The 14,973-nt window shown below is 44.3% G+C and carries 14 protein-coding genes and 1 riboswitch; of the genes, 4 read left to right on the forward strand and 10 right to left on the reverse strand.

Going from position 1 to position 14,973, the window contains the following annotated elements:
• Positions 1 to 84: 84 nt before the first annotated feature.
• Positions 85 to 441, reverse strand: a complete 357-nt coding sequence (locus D1B31_RS03530) for an arsenate reductase family protein (RefSeq protein WP_118919370.1) — start codon at positions 439 to 441, stop codon at positions 85 to 87.
• A 510-nt stretch (positions 442 to 951) separates the two neighbouring features.
• Complete coding sequence (locus D1B31_RS03535; protein ID WP_118919371.1) at positions 952 to 1,728, reverse strand: Cof-type HAD-IIB family hydrolase; 777 nt, start codon at positions 1,726 to 1,728, stop codon at positions 952 to 954.
• Positions 1,729 to 1,901: 173 nt separating this feature from the next.
• Between D1B31_RS03535 and D1B31_RS03540 the strand changes: the two genes are divergently transcribed.
• Positions 1,902 to 2,183 carry a transporter suffix domain-containing protein gene (locus D1B31_RS03540; RefSeq protein WP_118919372.1) on the forward strand — a complete coding sequence of 94 codons (282 nt, stop codon included), beginning with the start codon at positions 1,902 to 1,904 and terminating at the stop codon, positions 2,181 to 2,183.
• 64 nt (positions 2,184 to 2,247) lie between these two features.
• Here D1B31_RS03540 and D1B31_RS03545 read toward each other — a convergent pair whose 3' ends face one another.
• Positions 2,248 to 2,679 (reverse strand): DUF5946 family protein, encoded by a 432-nt coding sequence (locus D1B31_RS03545; protein ID WP_118919373.1) that lies wholly within the window; start codon positions 2,677 to 2,679, stop codon positions 2,248 to 2,250.
• Positions 2,680 to 3,089: 410 nt separating this feature from the next.
• Between D1B31_RS03545 and D1B31_RS03550 the strand changes: the two genes are divergently transcribed.
• Entirely contained in the window at positions 3,090 to 4,139 is a 1,050-nt protein-coding gene (locus tag D1B31_RS03550) for a polysaccharide deacetylase family protein (protein WP_118919374.1), read from the forward strand.
• Between the two features lie 199 nt (positions 4,140 to 4,338).
• Here the strand turns inward: D1B31_RS03550 and D1B31_RS03555 are convergent, their stop codons facing one another.
• The 3 genes from D1B31_RS03555 to D1B31_RS03560 all read right to left on the reverse strand — a co-directional run bounded on the left by D1B31_RS03555 (position 4,339) and on the right by D1B31_RS03560 (position 6,454).
• Positions 4,339 to 5,115 (reverse strand): hypothetical protein, encoded by a 777-nt coding sequence (locus D1B31_RS03555; protein ID WP_118919375.1) that lies wholly within the window; start codon positions 5,113 to 5,115, stop codon positions 4,339 to 4,341.
• Positions 5,116 to 5,376: 261 nt separating this feature from the next.
• Complete coding sequence (locus D1B31_RS24040) at positions 5,377 to 5,541, reverse strand: hypothetical protein (protein WP_158587427.1); 165 nt, start codon at positions 5,539 to 5,541, stop codon at positions 5,377 to 5,379.
• 42 nt (positions 5,542 to 5,583) lie between these two features.
• Positions 5,584 to 5,672: riboswitch (cyclic di-GMP riboswitch) on the reverse strand.
• A 227-nt stretch (positions 5,673 to 5,899) separates the two neighbouring features.
• Entirely contained in the window at positions 5,900 to 6,454 is a 555-nt protein-coding gene (locus tag D1B31_RS03560) for a competence protein ComK (protein ID WP_158587428.1), read from the reverse strand.
• A 597-nt stretch (positions 6,455 to 7,051) separates the two neighbouring features.
• Here D1B31_RS03560 and D1B31_RS03565 point away from each other — a divergent pair.
• Complete coding sequence (locus tag D1B31_RS03565) at positions 7,052 to 8,275, forward strand: ROK family transcriptional regulator (RefSeq protein ID WP_118919377.1); 1,224 nt, start codon at positions 7,052 to 7,054, stop codon at positions 8,273 to 8,275.
• Positions 8,276 to 8,565: 290 nt separating this feature from the next.
• On the opposite strand, the gene D1B31_RS03570 is transcribed toward D1B31_RS03565, so the two are convergent.
• The 4 genes from D1B31_RS03570 to D1B31_RS03585 form a co-directional block, all read right to left on the reverse strand.
• Positions 8,566 to 10,329 carry a glycoside hydrolase family 2 protein gene (locus tag D1B31_RS03570; protein WP_118919378.1) on the reverse strand — a complete coding sequence of 588 codons (1,764 nt, stop codon included), beginning with the start codon at positions 10,327 to 10,329 and terminating at the stop codon, positions 8,566 to 8,568.
• A 26-nt stretch (positions 10,330 to 10,355) separates the two neighbouring features.
• Positions 10,356 to 11,186: a carbohydrate ABC transporter permease gene (locus D1B31_RS03575; protein WP_118919379.1), complete on the reverse strand. Its 831-nt coding sequence runs from the start codon at positions 11,184 to 11,186 to the stop codon at positions 10,356 to 10,358.
• A gap of 4 nt (positions 11,187 to 11,190) precedes the next feature.
• On the reverse strand, positions 11,191 to 12,084 hold the full coding sequence (locus tag D1B31_RS03580; RefSeq protein WP_118919380.1) for a carbohydrate ABC transporter permease: 894 nt from the start codon (positions 12,082 to 12,084) through the stop codon (positions 11,191 to 11,193).
• Positions 12,085 to 12,186: 102 nt separating this feature from the next.
• The gene (locus D1B31_RS03585) at positions 12,187 to 13,461 is read right to left on the reverse strand and encodes an ABC transporter substrate-binding protein (protein ID WP_118919381.1); all 1,275 of its coding nucleotides are present in this window, start codon (positions 13,459 to 13,461) and stop codon (positions 12,187 to 12,189) included.
• 421 nt (positions 13,462 to 13,882) lie between these two features.
• Here D1B31_RS03585 and D1B31_RS03590 point away from each other — a divergent pair, with 421 nt between their 5' ends.
• A complete protein-coding gene (locus D1B31_RS03590) occupies positions 13,883 to 14,935 on the forward strand; it encodes a family 43 glycosylhydrolase (protein WP_240035147.1) in 1,053 nt (350 codons plus the stop codon).
• Positions 14,936 to 14,973 lie beyond the last annotated feature (38 nt).

Consider the following 14,973-nt stretch of genomic DNA (forward strand, 5'->3'; position numbering starts at 1 on the left):
CCCTCCACAATGTGTTGTATTATCTATTATCGATTTAAAAGCAATCGATAGACCATGAATGCCGGAATTCCGGCAACAGGTTCCCTATAACCAAACCTTTTTGTACTCATCTTCTTTGAAACCGACTGTCACCTTTTCCCCATCCGTCAAAATTGGCCGTTTCATCAGCATGCCGTCTGACGCCAGAATATCGAGCAACTCGTCTTCTGAAGCCGTTTTCATCTTATCCTTCAAACCAAGCTCACGGTATTTCTGGCCGCTTACATTAAAGAACTTTTTCAATTCAAGGCCGCTTTTTTTGTATAACTGTTCCAGTTCAGCCCTCGTTGGAGGCTGTTCTACAATATGTATTGCTTCATAAGTTATCTCGTTCTCTTCAAGCCATTTCTTCGCATTCCTGCATGTTCCGCATTTCGGATACCAGTAAAACGTCAATGCCATCTGCACCACTCCTTACGATTCCTACCCTGAAATAGTACCATAAATGAAGATAAAAAGCCCTAATTACCTGGTACCCCGAATAAGGTATTCGCCACCTTCATCAAAAATCCTGCCTATTTTAATATCAGCCACAAAATTGACATATATTTTACGAAAGTGAGTAGTTGCCACTCAAGTCCAGGATGCGTGACAACAAACGCTCGAAACCTGGAATACTTGTCACTCAAGGCACGGATGCGTGACAACAAATGCTCGAAACCTGGTTTAGTTGTCACTCAAAACACGGATGCGTGACAACGAATGCTCGAAACCTGGTTTAGTTGTCACTCAAAGCACGGATGCGTGACAACAAACACTCAAAAACCGGAATAGTTGTCACTCAAGGCACGGATGCGTGACAACAACTTCACAAATTAGTTTTTTTGCAAAGCATGCAGTTTAGGTGAGAGAAGCTCTCTATGTCCAACCGTCCACTCAGCATTTTTCACCTGTTATTAAAGCTTAACTTCCCTACAGCAGCCCGACCAGTTTCAGGCCGTGCAGAATCCCTCCATCATTTACGTGAATCGTCTCGTACCGGGCCGCTTCCTTCACTTCCGGGAGCGCATTTCCCATCGCAACGCTGTTTGGGACATACGAAAGCATTTCAATATCGTTCAGCCCGTCGCCGAACGCATAGGCGTTTTCAATATGTAGGCCCATTGCCTCGACAAGTTCTTCAATCCCTTTCGCTTTTGACCCGCCAACAGGCAGAACATCGACAGAGACTGGATGCCAGCGAATAAAGTCGAATTCCTTGAATGCATCTTCATACTTCAATTCGTCATCCTGCTCGCAAAATAATAGAGTCTGAAAAATAGTGCGCCCGCGAAAGTACTCAGGCTCGTGCGTTGGACCCATGGTTAACTTGAGAGTTCCTATGCTTTCTGTGATCCAGTTATGCTCGGGCACGCTCATTTTCATATCCACTTCATCCATATAAATGAGTGGATGATTATTTTCAGCCGCAGCCAAAGTCAAAGCCTCTAAAGCCTTCTCGTTTAATTGATTTGTATAAACAGGCTTCCCCTGCAGAACAACGTACTGTCCGTTAAAGCTCACATATGTATCGATTCCCAGCTCTTTCCGCAAATCTTCAAACATGAACGGAGCCCGGCCGGTTGCAATCGCCACCTCATGCCCCAATTCTTTCAGTTTAAAAACTGCCTCTTTCGCCGAAGCCGGAAGCCGTTTTTCATCGTCAAGCAATGTACCGTCAATATCAAAGAAAATAATGCTTTTCTCCATATCCAACACCTTTCTTTCTGCAAAAAACCTTGATGCTTTCCTTCTTACTTAATTGTACATAACTTCACAGCTTTTATCCATTCGCCTAGACCCGAGCAATAGAGAAGAAGATTTTAATAGGCAATTCGCACGCGTTCCTATATAATTTAAGAAAACAATTTCGGAGGTATACCATGCAAGAAAACGGGGACATAATTGCCTCCCACCAAAAGAAAAAAGCAAGGCTCACCGTGATTGGCGCGGCCTTGATCATCCTGTCCTGCATCCTTTACGGAGCCATCCTGCTCGTGCCGCTCACCTCCTTTTCAACCGGAACAAAAGTCGCGATTACGGCCGGGCTCGTCATTAGCGGTGAGGCCACCTTCTGGATTGGCGGCATCATCCTCGGAAAAGAAGCCGTGACACGCTACCGGAAAAACCTGAACCCTTTGAACTGGTTCAAAGGCAGGAAATAATCAAGACAAATAAAGCCAGAGCGCTAACCAGTGTTGGTTACACGATCTGGCTTATTTTTGGCTTCTAAAGCTGTTTCCTTACAACCTTTGTCCAGGCACGGACTCGATCGGCTGCTCCTTTTTTCTCCCCGACAAGGTAAACTTCGGAAACGGTCATCGCCCAGTCTTTGAAAACCGGCTGGGCTGGCACCTGTCTTACTACCTTTCCTGAACCCTCAGACCAATAAGAAATTTTTTTTCGGACTTTGCTGATAGGCATTTGCCTGTCGTAAGCTTCACAAAAAATCCAAAAAAGTTCTTCCCGTGCTTCATCTGTAAATATGGCGGGGTGCTGGATGTTGTAGCAGGCAACCGTCCAAAAATGAAGGCCTAGCAAGTCAGCGTTTTCAGCTTCCCAGGAGATAATTTCATCTAGTTGTCCCCGGCAATCGAGTCCATTCGCTTCGGGCGCTCCGCATTCAGGACAGCATTCTTGATAGTTGATCGCTCTGTTCATTCCCCACCGCCTCCCGCGCAAAATTGTTTCTAATGAATATATTCTTCATTTATCGCTGCCAATCCTTTATCTGTCTGCATAATTTTCACATGAGTGACAACCTCGACCGGTTTTTCCGGATTGTTGTCACTCATACAGGCTTTGCGTGACAACCTCGACGAATTTCACTGCAAATCGGGACATCTCTGCACCACTTTTTCTAATGTTTGAATGTTAATTCAAGCTTCATTTCAACCTGACTGGAAAAACTTACTTTCACCACTTTGTAATACAAATAGGTCGATTTAACCTACCATTTTCCCTATGAATCTAGTATTTTGTAAAAAAGGGGAAATATTTGTAACATAGACGAAATATTTTCGTTAATATAGGTGTAGAGAAAAATCACGAGAAACCGAGGGGAAAGAAAAATGGGAAATTTGTTTAGAAGTAAAAGGCTGAGGAGTTTTTTAGTATGTATTGCGCTAGTGCCGCTCATTTATGGGGCCATTTTAGGTGTTGGTGCATTAAAGTCTGATGCGAAATCCGAGAAGATTCCGAGTCCGATAGTTTCCGGGTTAAAAAATGAATATGCCGCTGAGTTTCCGAACTACGACCCGAGCCTCCAGCCTTCTAAACCAATAGCCCCTCAAGGCGAATCCGAAGAAGTGAGGAAGCAAGAGCCAGCTGTTGATGAAAAAAAGGAAATCGAACAGGGAAACACGGAAGGTGCAAAGCAGCCTGTGGCAGTGAAACCCGGAGTAAAACCTGCGGTTAAAACGCAAGCTAGCGCCCCAGCCAAGCAGCCACAGACACCAGCACCGCCTGTACCTCCCGTAAAAATGCCAACAGAACCCGCTAAGCCAGTCAACACCGGGAATGGCCGACCAGTTTACCTAACATTCGATGACGGCCCGCACAATGTATCAGGGCAAATCCTTGACGTGCTCGACAAATACAATGCCAAGGCAACCTTTTTCATGTTGGACGGCAATATGAAGCAGCACCCGGCCGCGGTTAAGCGGATGGCTTCATCGGGACACAGCCTTGGTTTGCATGGCGTGACACACAGCAAGACGGAGTTTTATAAATCCGCCCAGTCTGTGATTGGTGAAATGAACCAGGCTAGAGCAACTGTCAAGAATTTAACTGGGATTGATACTGTATTAATCCGTACTCCATTTGGCAGTTCTCCTCATATGACACCCGCTTATAAACAGGCGGTCATTGAAAATGGATATAAAATGTGGGATTGGACGGTTGACAGCAGGGACTGGGCCTTCCGCAACGCCCGCTATGTGGACAGTGTGATCGAACAGCTTGAAAAACAACGCAACAGCACTGGGCCTATCGTCATTCTGCTTCATGAACGTCCGGAAACGCTCGCCCATCTGCCTGCATTAATGGAATACCTGAAGAACCAGAATTATACATTCCAGCCGCTGAACAGCGAAATGACGCCAGTGCAGCTAGGTAGATAAGTAAATAGCAAGTTAAATAGAGAAAAGACATTTTTAGGTCAGGCGGGAATCATTAGATTCCCGCCTCCTTTTATTTTATGGCAGATTTTTCGCAAAATTTAGTTGGTAGCCATTTTAATCACGCTAAAAACCGGAAAGCTTATAGCCTCCCGGTTTAAACACCAACCATCAAAAAAAACAGTTTCGAAACCCGCTCCGCCTACTCTTCCCTAAAGATAACCTTGCCCGTAACTGCGGATATCCCTTTAACCTGAGGATGTTCGACAAGATAGACCTTCATCGGAATATTAACAAATTCCCATGTATCTGAATACATAATTGGCCCATCCATGACCGCTGTTCCTTTATACTTTGCCTCAATGCCATTCGCCTTCAGGTGCTGTTCCGCTTCCTCCCAACTCAACTCGAGCGGCTCACTCTTTGCGGGTACCTGCAGGACATCATCAATCAGCCACATACCATCCACTTTCACGGCAGTCATATAATAATGGATGCCGAACGGCGTATACCCGGCATCCAGGTCATCAGGCAGTTTTACTGTTTTAATTTTAATTTTGCCAGGAGCGTTTTCAATAACCTCCATCCGGACATCCAAATCTGGCGGCGACATCCCTTCCCCGTAAGTATCGTTCATCTCGAGCATTAGCTCGTCAAGCGACTTCAGCCAGTCCCGTGTCACCAGCCCTGAAACCATCGGATAAAAACCTTCCAGGTCGATTTCCTTGTCGGTGAGATTTTCCTTCCAGTAACCTTTTTCCTCCATATACTGGCTGGCAAGGGCGTTTATGGCAAAATACCCCTCCATGAGCTCACGAATGGCAGATAGGTCCAACGTTTCCAGTTCACGCCGATTCGAAGTGCCTCCAGTTTCCTTCGGTGGCTGGGCGCTTTCCGCGTTTCCAGTCCAATTCAGGCTTCCGTATGTTAAACCAGCCAAAAGAATGACTGCCGAAAAAGTTAATCCAATCCATCTCATTTTTCCTGCCCCTTTCTTAAGGACAATTCCATTTTGCAAAAAAATGTGAGAAGGGGATTGTTACCCAACTATGTAGAGGCAGCCATTGCCCACATGCCCTCTCACATTATTAGACGATTTTTTAAAGTTTCGGTGCGGACTTTTTAACTTTTTTGATTGTTCGCATCATTCCCAAGCTTCCCCATTTGTTACTCATCCCATACAACAGACCAAACCGGTTTCAAAATAAAAACTGCCCGGGTTTCCGGGCAGTCAAGTTGTTCATTCAAATTTAGTTGTTAAAAAGGTGGCTTTTTTGCCATGGTAGCAGGCTTTTGCCATCAGCTTCGCTTTCAAGTTTTCACATACTGCGTCATGGGTCAGCCGCTGGTTGTACCGATGTAAAAAAAGATGAAAATAGTACTTTCCTTTTAGTAAGTTCTTCAACACAATTACCCCCTTATTTGCTCCGTATACTGCAGGGCCGTATTCGGAAACTGGCTGGCTTGGCTATATTCATAGCTTTAGCCCCTGTAGTTTTGCGTCTCCACTTTTCAATGGATTTGCCCTTGTCGTACTATATTTGTGCTATAAATAAATTTAACAAATTTTTGTATAACAATCAATCTAGAGCTTATTTCTATATCTATAGTGATTTTCCACATTTATGGCTTAGTAAACCTAAAATATCTTTTTTTTTTGCAAAAACTTTTAAACTGCCTTCTCTACGCAAAAAAAAAAGCCCGTCTTAACATGCCGTCTGCTGCTGCAGCGGAGTTAAACCGGGCTTTTCGTTCCTGCTATGTTAATCCTGGTCCAGCCAATAAACGGTCTCTTCTTCCTCGACGACCCGAATACCTTTTTCCCGTTCCACGTACAGGGTGAGAGGGTTTTTTGTGTGCTTGATGACAATTTCCCGAAGCTCTTCCGCTTTTTTCCGCTTTTGATTGAAAGAGGCTTCCTTCATATTGATTTCGTATGTATGGCCGTAGCTGAGCTGGACGATTGTCTTCTTTAACCCGTTTTTCTTCGTTCCCCTCACATGCATAAGTGAAAACCAGACACAATTTGACTTTCCAAATGATTTTGACGGAAAAAGCCATATTCCCAGACTTGTGTTGACAGTGATTGGGTGCATCCGGATTCCGCTGAGCAGCGCCTTTGAACTGTGGCGCGCTCCGATAAAGCTGGAGCCTAGCCGGACGAGTGATAAATTGATGAGCTGGATTGGAGGCATTTTGACATAAATGATTTTATTTCCTTCCAATACTTTTGAAAAAAGATTCCCGTATTGGTCATACTCGCCAGTAATTAGAACGGTCTTCTCATTAACCAAATAATCTTCTGCTATTTCTATCACATAGACTCCCCCATAAATAAACTTTTCCCTGACTACTTTTGCCTTGTGGCCCTCGTCCTTCCCTTCCCCACGCGTATTGTAAGCATAAAAACCTTCATGGCCTTCTTGTAATTTTTAGCAAAATTAACTCTGGGCTTTACATGCATATTGCTTGTGACGAATCCTGGTGCCAAAAGCAGGCGATTTGAGATAAGATAGTAGAAAAGTTTCTGTAGAAGCCTCTGATTCTCTGTCGTTTTCAGCAAATGTTGTCAAATCAAGTCACTTGCTTCTTCACTTATATTATAATTTCCCATTTAGTGGATGTAAATTCTATTTTTATATATTATTTTCCTATAATTGATAATTGTGACGAATTTGTAAAATCTTAGTAAAATATGCTGGTTTTGCTTCTTCTAAACTTTTATAAAATTAAACTTGATTAATTAATCTCGAAAGAGGAATAAAGATATCCCGCAAATGTAATCTGCAATCAAATAATCCCTTCAAACAGCCTTTTTGCAAGAAAATACCTCTCTTATGTATTATATCTCCTGCAAATAGTTTATAATTAAATTTAATAAAGAAAGTTGTGTGCATTGTTGAAGGAGTGACAAAATGACAAACAAATTTCAAATTGGCAGTTTCCAACTTATGAAATCAATGAACCGGTCTTTAATCCTAAATATCATACGGCGTCACGAGCCTATTTCAAGATCTGAAATTGCGAAATTGACAAAGCTTACTCCTCCAACAGTGAGCAATCTAGTGAAAGAATTGCTGCAGGCTGGGATCGTAATTGAACAAAAGCTTGGCGAATCAAGCGGCGGCCGCAAGCCAACCCTCCTTACTTTGAACGGGGATAACTTCCACGTTGTTGGCTTGGATGTCGGCTCAAGAAGTATAAAAGCCATTATCACAACCATTACCGGAAAGCTTCTTGTAAAAAAGAATTTCCCGCTTCCACCTGAAGTAACAAAAGAGATGTTGTTAAATTTTCTGAAAGAAGCGATTCATACAATAAAACAATCCGGCCATATTAATGTAGATAAAATAATTGGCATCGGGGTTGCCATGCATGGTATTGTCGATATTGAGAAGGGCGAATCGATTTTCGCACCGAACCTTGATCTTCAAAACATTCCGATTAAAGAAGTGCTGGAAAAAGAATTCAAAATGGCTGTTAAAGTGGAAAATGATGCCCGAGCAATGAGCTTGGGCGAATTGTGGTTTGGCCACGGAGGCAGCTATAACAGCTTTGTCTGCGTAAACGCAGGCCGGGGTATCGGGGCAGGAATCGTTATAAATGGAAAGCTGTTCCACGGAAGTAACTGCATAAGTGGGGAGATCGGCCACATGATAATCGATGTAAATGGACCGAAATGTTCGTGCGGAAACTTCGGCTGTCTCCAGGCCTTTGCCTCCGGTCCTGCCATTGCTGAAGCTGTCAAAAAGCGCATCAAGATGGGGTATTCAGGCTTAATTAGCGAGCTTGCAGGCAACGATCCCGATAAAGTGACCGGGGAATTGGTTTATGAGGCTGCCAAAAAGGGGGATCAGCTTTGCACCGCTGCTCTCGAGCAAGCCGGCCATTACCTAGGAATTGGGTTGACAAACTTGATTCATACGCTGAACCCTGACAAAATCATTATTGGCGGCGGCGTTTCAAATGCCCAGGACTTTGTGTTTGATGCAATCAACCGGACAGTTTTGCAAAAAGCAGTCACGAAACCAGCTAAAAACACCGAAATTCTCATTTCAAAATTTGGCGATGATGCAACTGTCATGGGAGCGGTCGCCCTCATCCTAGTCGAACTTTTTTCAACCAGGACAGCTGCATGACCACCCGCTTTACGGTTAGCATTTTTGGAAAAATTAGGGCTAACTAGTACACAAAAACCCTGCACCTCCAATTGGAGGTGCAGGGTTTTTTAGGATAGATTTCACAACTGTGGATAACTTTATTTTCAATCTTGGCTACATCTAGCTTCAGCGCCTACGCGTGCGCAAACTTCAGGTCTCCTCCCTACGATAAGTCATGCACGAATGCGCTAACGCTCTTCGTGATTCCTTTATCTCAGTCAAAGCCCTTCCAGTTTGTACGGCGATGACCAAGGCGCTTGCGCTTTTGGTTATTTCCGTGAATTTATTTCTTTAATTTTGCTTAAATCGCACTTTGGTTCGCGGTCGTACGTGAGCAGGCCGTTGATTTCCTGTTCGACGTCTGTCAGCTGCGTATAGCAGAAACCTTGGACGATTGAGCTGTTAAACAGGACGTCGGTTTGTTTCCGGTACTCTTCAATGAGGCTTTCACCAGATTGAACAGCTGAATAGCCCCAGCCCTCCTGCTCATCGACTTTATAAGCGATACCGCCATACTCTGTAATCATGATTGGCTCACCTTGGTATTCGTACCCTTTCGCATAGATGACCCGGTTTGCAGGAGTCGTTGTGAGGGCGCTTTCCAGTGATTGATAGGCCTTTTCCATTTCCTCGGCACTGCTGTAGTTATGGATTCCGCAAATGTCGGAAACGGTGTGCTCCCAGCCATCATTGGACAGGACGAGCCTTGTCTGATCAATCGACTTTGTCAGCCAGTACATGGAAGTGGCGTGCGCCTGCTGCTGCTTGTCATAGGCGACGCGCGAGAAGCCCCAGCTTTCATTCAGCGGCAGCCAGACGATGATGGATGGATGACTGTAGTCACGCTTGACAACATCGAACCATTCCGTCGCAATCCGGCGCGCTGCTTCTTCACTGTATTCAGAAGCATTCGCCATTTCACCCCAGACGAGGAAGCCGAGTTGATCGGCCCAGTATAAATAACGGGGATCCTCTACCTTTTGGTGTTTCCTTGCCCCGTTGAAGCCCATTTCCTTTGCAAGCTCGATATCCCGTTTTAACGCCTCATCCGTCGGAGCAGTCAGAAGAGCCCCTGGAAAATAGCCTTGGTCAAGGACAAGTTTTTGATAATAAGGCTTGTTGTTCAGCATAAAGATGCCATCTTCAACCGAAACCTTCCTCATGCCAAAATAAGAATCGACGGAATCGAGCACTCTGTCTCCCGCCTTCAGGACGAGCTTCGCATCGAACAAGTTCGGATGCTCTGGCGACCAGTACCAGCCCGGTCCGTGGATATTGCTTCGGTCTGTAAACCGGTTCCGCAAATTGAAGGAACGTTTCGTATACGTTTCAAGGATACCTGCCAGGTCAGAGATGAGTTTTTGCCCATTAAAGGTAATCTCCACTTCAAGGCCCAAACCTTCGATCATATCTCCATCGATTTCAACCTCTAGGTGAATGTCACCGTTATCGATGTCCGGCGTCCAGCGAATGGATCCTAGAGACGTCTTTTCAATAGGCTCCATCCAAACCGTCTGCCAGATCCCTGTTGTCCGAGTATAAAAAATGGACTCCGACTTTTCATGCCAGTACTGCTTTCCCCTTGGGATTGTAGCGTCTTCGGAAGGATCTTCCACCCGTACAGCGATTTCGTCCTCGCTGCCGTCCTTTTTCAAAAGATGTGTCATATCAACAGAAAACGGTGTGTTTCCGCCCTCGTGATAGCATGCGAGATTGCCATTTACATAGACCCAGGACCGGTAATCGACCGCACCGAAATGGAGAATGATTTGCTTATCTTTCCACTCTTCAGGAACCGAGATAGTGCGGTGATACCATACGATGTCATGGAAGGTTGTATCGTGAATGCCGCTCATTTCCGTCTGGAATGCGAACGGAACGGTAATTTCCTTCCCTTTCGGAAAATTGGCATACCATTTTTCGTCAAGCCCTTTATTTTCATCATCAAATGCAAAATTCCATTGCCCGTTTAAATTCTCCCATTCCCTCCTAACGAATTGAGGTCTTGGATAATCATTGCGGGGTATAAACATTCTTTTCAATCCTTCCTGCAAAAATTCTATTTGATTCCAGTTTGGTTAACTCCTTTAATAAACGAACGCTGTCCGATAATAAAGAGCAGAACCGCCGGAATGGTTGCAATCGAGGTCAGCGCCATTAATTTTGCCGGAGAAGAAACGAAGCTTCCTTGCTGCATCACGGCAATACCAGTCGTAATCGTTCGCATTTCAGGAGAGCTTGTCGTAACAAGCGGCCAGAGGAAATCGTTATAAATGCCCATGAATGTGAAAATGGCAAGCGTCCAAATAACCGGGCGCGCTGACGGCAAAACAACTTTCGTAAATACTTGCCACTTGTTTGCCCCATCGAGAAAGGCCGCTTCCTCCAGTTCTTTAGGGAAACCTCTAAAATACTGATAGAGGAGGAAGACTCCGAACGCATTCGCTGAATAAGGCAAAATGAGCACAGCATACGTATTTAACAGCCCAAACGTACGGAATTCCATATATAGCGGCAGGAACGTAATAACCCATGGAATCATCAGGGACCCGATGAACAGGCTGATAAAAAATCTCCGGAACGGAACATCAAGCCTAGCAAGTCCATAGGCTGCCATTGTATCGACAACCAAGACAATCAGTGTCCCAGTAATTCCGACGAATAGGGAGTTCCCCATCCATTTGAGCACCGGCGTTTCCCGGTTGTCAGAAAAAGCATACTGGTAGTTCTCCGCAGTGAACACTTGAGGGAGCCATTTTAATCCTGCTGTAAAAGCCTCCTGGTCAGACTTGAAAGAAGTCAGCAGCATCCAGATGATTGGCAAGATGAATATCAGCCCAATGATCACTGCCAAAGTAACGATAAACACTTTAAAACCTTTGCTTTGCATGCTACTAGTCCTCCTTCCTATTCGTAAGCCTGAATTGGGCAATCGAAATCACAATCATAATTAAGGCCATCAACAAGCTCATAGCGGCTGCATTTCCGAGTTGTCTTTGGTTGAAAGCTTCATCAACAATGTTCATTAATAGAACCTTTGTAGAAGTACCTGGGCCGCCCCTTGTCATCAAATAAGGCTGTCCAAAAATATTAAAAGAAGCAATTGTGGACGTGATGAGGACGAACAGCATGGTTGGCCTGATACTTGGAAGTGTGATGTAAATAAAACGCTGCCAGCGGCTCGTTCCATCAAGTGAGCCTGCTTCATAAAGTTCTTCCGGTACATCATTTAATGCATTAATGAAAATGACCATATTAAAGCCGATTGTCCACCAAAGCGTCGCAATGATAATGGAAACCCATGCCCAAGGCATATCCGTCAGCCAAGGAATAAATGGGAGGCCTATTTTTTGAAGGTACTGGTTGATTAGCCCGCTGTTTGTATCGAGCAGCCAGAGCCAGATAATTGCCACAACGGAAACCGAAACAGCATACGGGATAAAGTAAACCGTCCGGAAAAACCCTTTCAGCCTGTTTGGCAGACTGCTAATAAGCAGCGCAAGCCCCAGCCCGACTGCGACCAATAGCGGTACACTAAAAACCACAAACTGGAGCGTGTTCTTCAGCCCTTCGAAAAAGAGGGTATTCAAATAAGAATCGCTGTTAAAAATTTTCGTGTAATTTTTCAACCCTACGAAATCATGGACTGGATTCAAGAGATCCCAATTATGGAGGCTCATCCACGCACCATAAATGATTGGGATGAACAAAAATACTGTAAATAAAATCAGGTAAGGCAGAACAAACAGACTTGAAGTCAATTTCGATTTCCAGCTTGTCTGGTTCACTTCAACGCCTCCTTTCAAAATGTACAACCATTTCGACTACCAATAAAACAAAACGGGAGGCGAACAGGTGAATGGCTCACCAGGTCCGTCTCCCTGCAAAAATTACTTATTCAAAATTTGTTCCGCTTTTTTCGTTGCATCATCAAGAGCCTTTTGAGGATCTTTTTTGCCTAGCAGGGCAAGGTTTACTTCAGCCCATAACGGATCGGAAATTTGTCCCCAGTTTGCAATGCTTGGAGCGAACTTTGCATATTCGAACTGAGCTGCAACCTTTGGCTGCTGGTTCATCTGTTTGAATTCTTCATTTTGCTCATAGATTGCTTTGGAGGCTGGCGCCTGTCCAGACTTTGCCCACTCCATTGTATTTTCAGCTACATACTTCAGGAAGTCGGCAACCCCCTCAAGCTTTTTGGAGTCTTTTACAGACGCAGGGATGACAAAGTTATGGCCGTTTGCATAGACTGCTTGTTCTTTTGTACCGAGCATTGGGACTTCGGCAACACCGTAGTTGATGCCTGCTTTATCCCACTGTTCCATCATCCATGGCCCATTCAGCTGCATGCCGTTTTTACCTTGGAGGAATAGTGTGACCTCTCCATCCTGCTGAACGTTTTCAGGAGATACTTTTTCCTTATCAATCAGGCTGCGAAGGAAAGCGAGTGCTTCAACGCCTTCAGGACTGTTATAGTTTGGCTTGCCATCCTTCAGTAATTCCCCACCGTTTTGGTAGAACACTGTCGGATAAATGAACTGGTTCGGCCAAAGTGTCGGTACGACAAAGCCGTACTGATTTTTCGAAGTATCTGTCATGGCTTTCGCAGCTGCAACGAACTCTTCACGGTTTGTAGGTGCTTTTTCAGGATCCAGGCCCGCTGCCTCAAACATATCTTTGTTATAGTAAAGAACTAGCGGGTGAATATCTAGTGGAATCGAATATTGTTTCCCATCAATTTCACCGCTCTTCCAAGCAGTTTCGGAATAGTCTTCAGGCTTTACGCCGGTTTTTTCAATAGTGTCAGTTAAATCCTTCAACAAGTTTTTCTCTGTATAGTTCAGGATTTGGTCGGTATGCATAATTAAAACATCAGGTCCATCCTTCTGTCCCGACAGCGAAAGATCCACCGTTTTGTAGTAATCAGTCTGCGGGACAATCTGGAAATCCACATCATATTTGTCTTGTGACTTGTTGTAGTTTTCAACAATTGTTTTCATGCGCGGACCGTCAGCACCGGAGAAAGGTGCCCAATATGTAATCTCAGTGCCGGAACCGCCCTCTCCTGATGACTTGCCGGATTCCTTTTCACTTGTACATCCAGCTAGCGTTCCTAAAGCGAGAACAGACGCTAACGCTAAACCAAGCCATTTTTTCTTCTTCATACGTTTATTGCCCCCTCGAATTAAAAAAGTAAAAACTAGTAAACTTCAATCCTTACACAAAATATAGGTGGGTAAATCTTTACAAAGATAACTTAATTAAATTAATTTACTTTGTATCCTTATCATAATCAACCCCAATAAATTTGTCAACGTTTTCATTTGTCACCGTTTTCATAAGAAACAGAATTTACTTACAGTTAAGATTATAATAACCCATCTGAAATACATCTAAACTGGGAAAATAGATTCAACTCTATTGGTTTATGAGGCACGGGGACGGTTCTATTGCTTCCTTCGGGTGTCGAATGAAGCAATAGAACCGTCCCCCTGCTTCCCCCTGCTTCACCAAATTGATTGTCATGACGGATTATAGTTAGTATTCTTGGTGTATAAGTAAAGTAATTTTATTAAGGGGGTATGGGTGATTAGTAAGAAGTGGATCAGGTCTCTTTTGATTTTGGCTGCTGTGTTTGTTGGTTTGGCGGGATGTAATGAAAAAAATGAAAAACCCGCTGCAAAGAATCTGTCCCCGAAATCAGGGGAATTTCAAAATCCAGTCTTCGAACCGGTTATGGCAGACCCTTCAATTATTGAAGCGGATGATGGCTATTTTTATGTTTACGGCACAGAAGATAACTGGGGAGATGGAATGGGCCCACGTTATGTGCCCGTTGTACGTTCTAAGGATCTCGTAAAATGGGACTATGTTGGAGAAGCGTTCGAAGCGGGTTTAAGTCCAAACTGGAAAGAAGGCGGGATTTGGGCGCCGGATATCCGCTACTACCAAAATAAGTACTATCTTTATTACTCTTTATCCACATGGGGAGATGAAGACCCTGGAATCGGTGTTGCGACAAGCGATGTTCCTGAAGGGCCTTTTACAGATCATGGAAAGTTGCTAAGGAGCCTGGAAATAGGGGTGGATAACTCAATTGATCCGGCCTTTTATGATGATAACGGCACCCCTTATTTATTTTGGGGAAGCTTTCACGGCATTTATGGAATTGAACTGACCAAGGATGGCTTGAAAACGGTCGGGAATCCTTTTCAAGTTGCAGGGAACGCATTCGAAGCACCGTATATCATGAAGAAGAATGGCTATTATTACATGTTTTTGTCACTAGGCTCCTGCTGTGAAGGGGAAAATAGTACATACCACGTAGCTGTTGCGAGGTCTAAGTCCATTAAAGGGCCTTACTTGGACAAGGACGGCAAGGATATTATGACATCAAATGGAACCGTTATTCTAGCTTCAAGCAAAAACTTTGCTGGTCCGGGACACAATGCCATCATTACGGATAAGGAAGGGAAAGACTGGATCGTTTATCACGCAATCCAAAAGGACGAGCCTAAAATGATTAGCGGCATTACGCGTAGGCCGCTTATGCTCGACCCAATCATATGGAAAGATGGTTGGCCGTCAATAAAAAAACAAGAGCCCGGTGAAAAACCGCAAAAGGCGCCAAAGCTTTAAGTGAAAATTACAACCAAATAAAAAAACAGACTCCACGC

It is taken from the genome of Neobacillus notoginsengisoli, from assembly GCF_003515685.1.
GTDB lineage: Bacteria > Bacillota > Bacilli > Bacillales > Cytobacillaceae > Bacillus_D > Bacillus_D notoginsengisoli.

Bases quoted from the DNA above. Each gene is read 5' to 3' on its own strand.
- D1B31_RS03570 (WP_118919378.1), bottom strand. From the start codon at position 10,329: ATGTTTATACCCCGCAATGATTATCCAAGACCTCAATTCGTTAGGAGG.
- D1B31_RS03555 (WP_118919375.1), bottom strand. From the start codon at position 5,115: ATGAGATGGATTGGATTAACTTTTTCGGCAGTCATTCTTTTGGCTGGT.
- D1B31_RS03565 (WP_118919377.1), top strand. From the start codon at position 7,052: ATGACAAACAAATTTCAAATTGGCAGTTTCCAACTTATGAAATCAATG.
- D1B31_RS03550 (WP_118919374.1), top strand. From the start codon at position 3,090: ATGGGAAATTTGTTTAGAAGTAAAAGGCTGAGGAGTTTTTTAGTATGT.
- D1B31_RS03585 (WP_118919381.1), bottom strand. From the start codon at position 13,461: ATGAAGAAGAAAAAATGGCTTGGTTTAGCGTTAGCGTCTGTTCTCGCT.
- D1B31_RS03535 (WP_118919371.1), bottom strand. From the start codon at position 1,728: ATGGAGAAAAGCATTATTTTCTTTGATATTGACGGTACATTGCTTGAC.
- D1B31_RS03545 (WP_118919373.1), bottom strand. From the start codon at position 2,679: ATGAACAGAGCGATCAACTATCAAGAATGCTGTCCTGAATGCGGAGCG.
- D1B31_RS03575 (WP_118919379.1), bottom strand. From the start codon at position 11,186: ATGCAAAGCAAAGGTTTTAAAGTGTTTATCGTTACTTTGGCAGTGATC.
- D1B31_RS03530 (WP_118919370.1), bottom strand. From the start codon at position 441: ATGGCATTGACGTTTTACTGGTATCCGAAATGCGGAACATGCAGGAAT.
- D1B31_RS03540 (WP_118919372.1), top strand. From the start codon at position 1,902: ATGCAAGAAAACGGGGACATAATTGCCTCCCACCAAAAGAAAAAAGCA.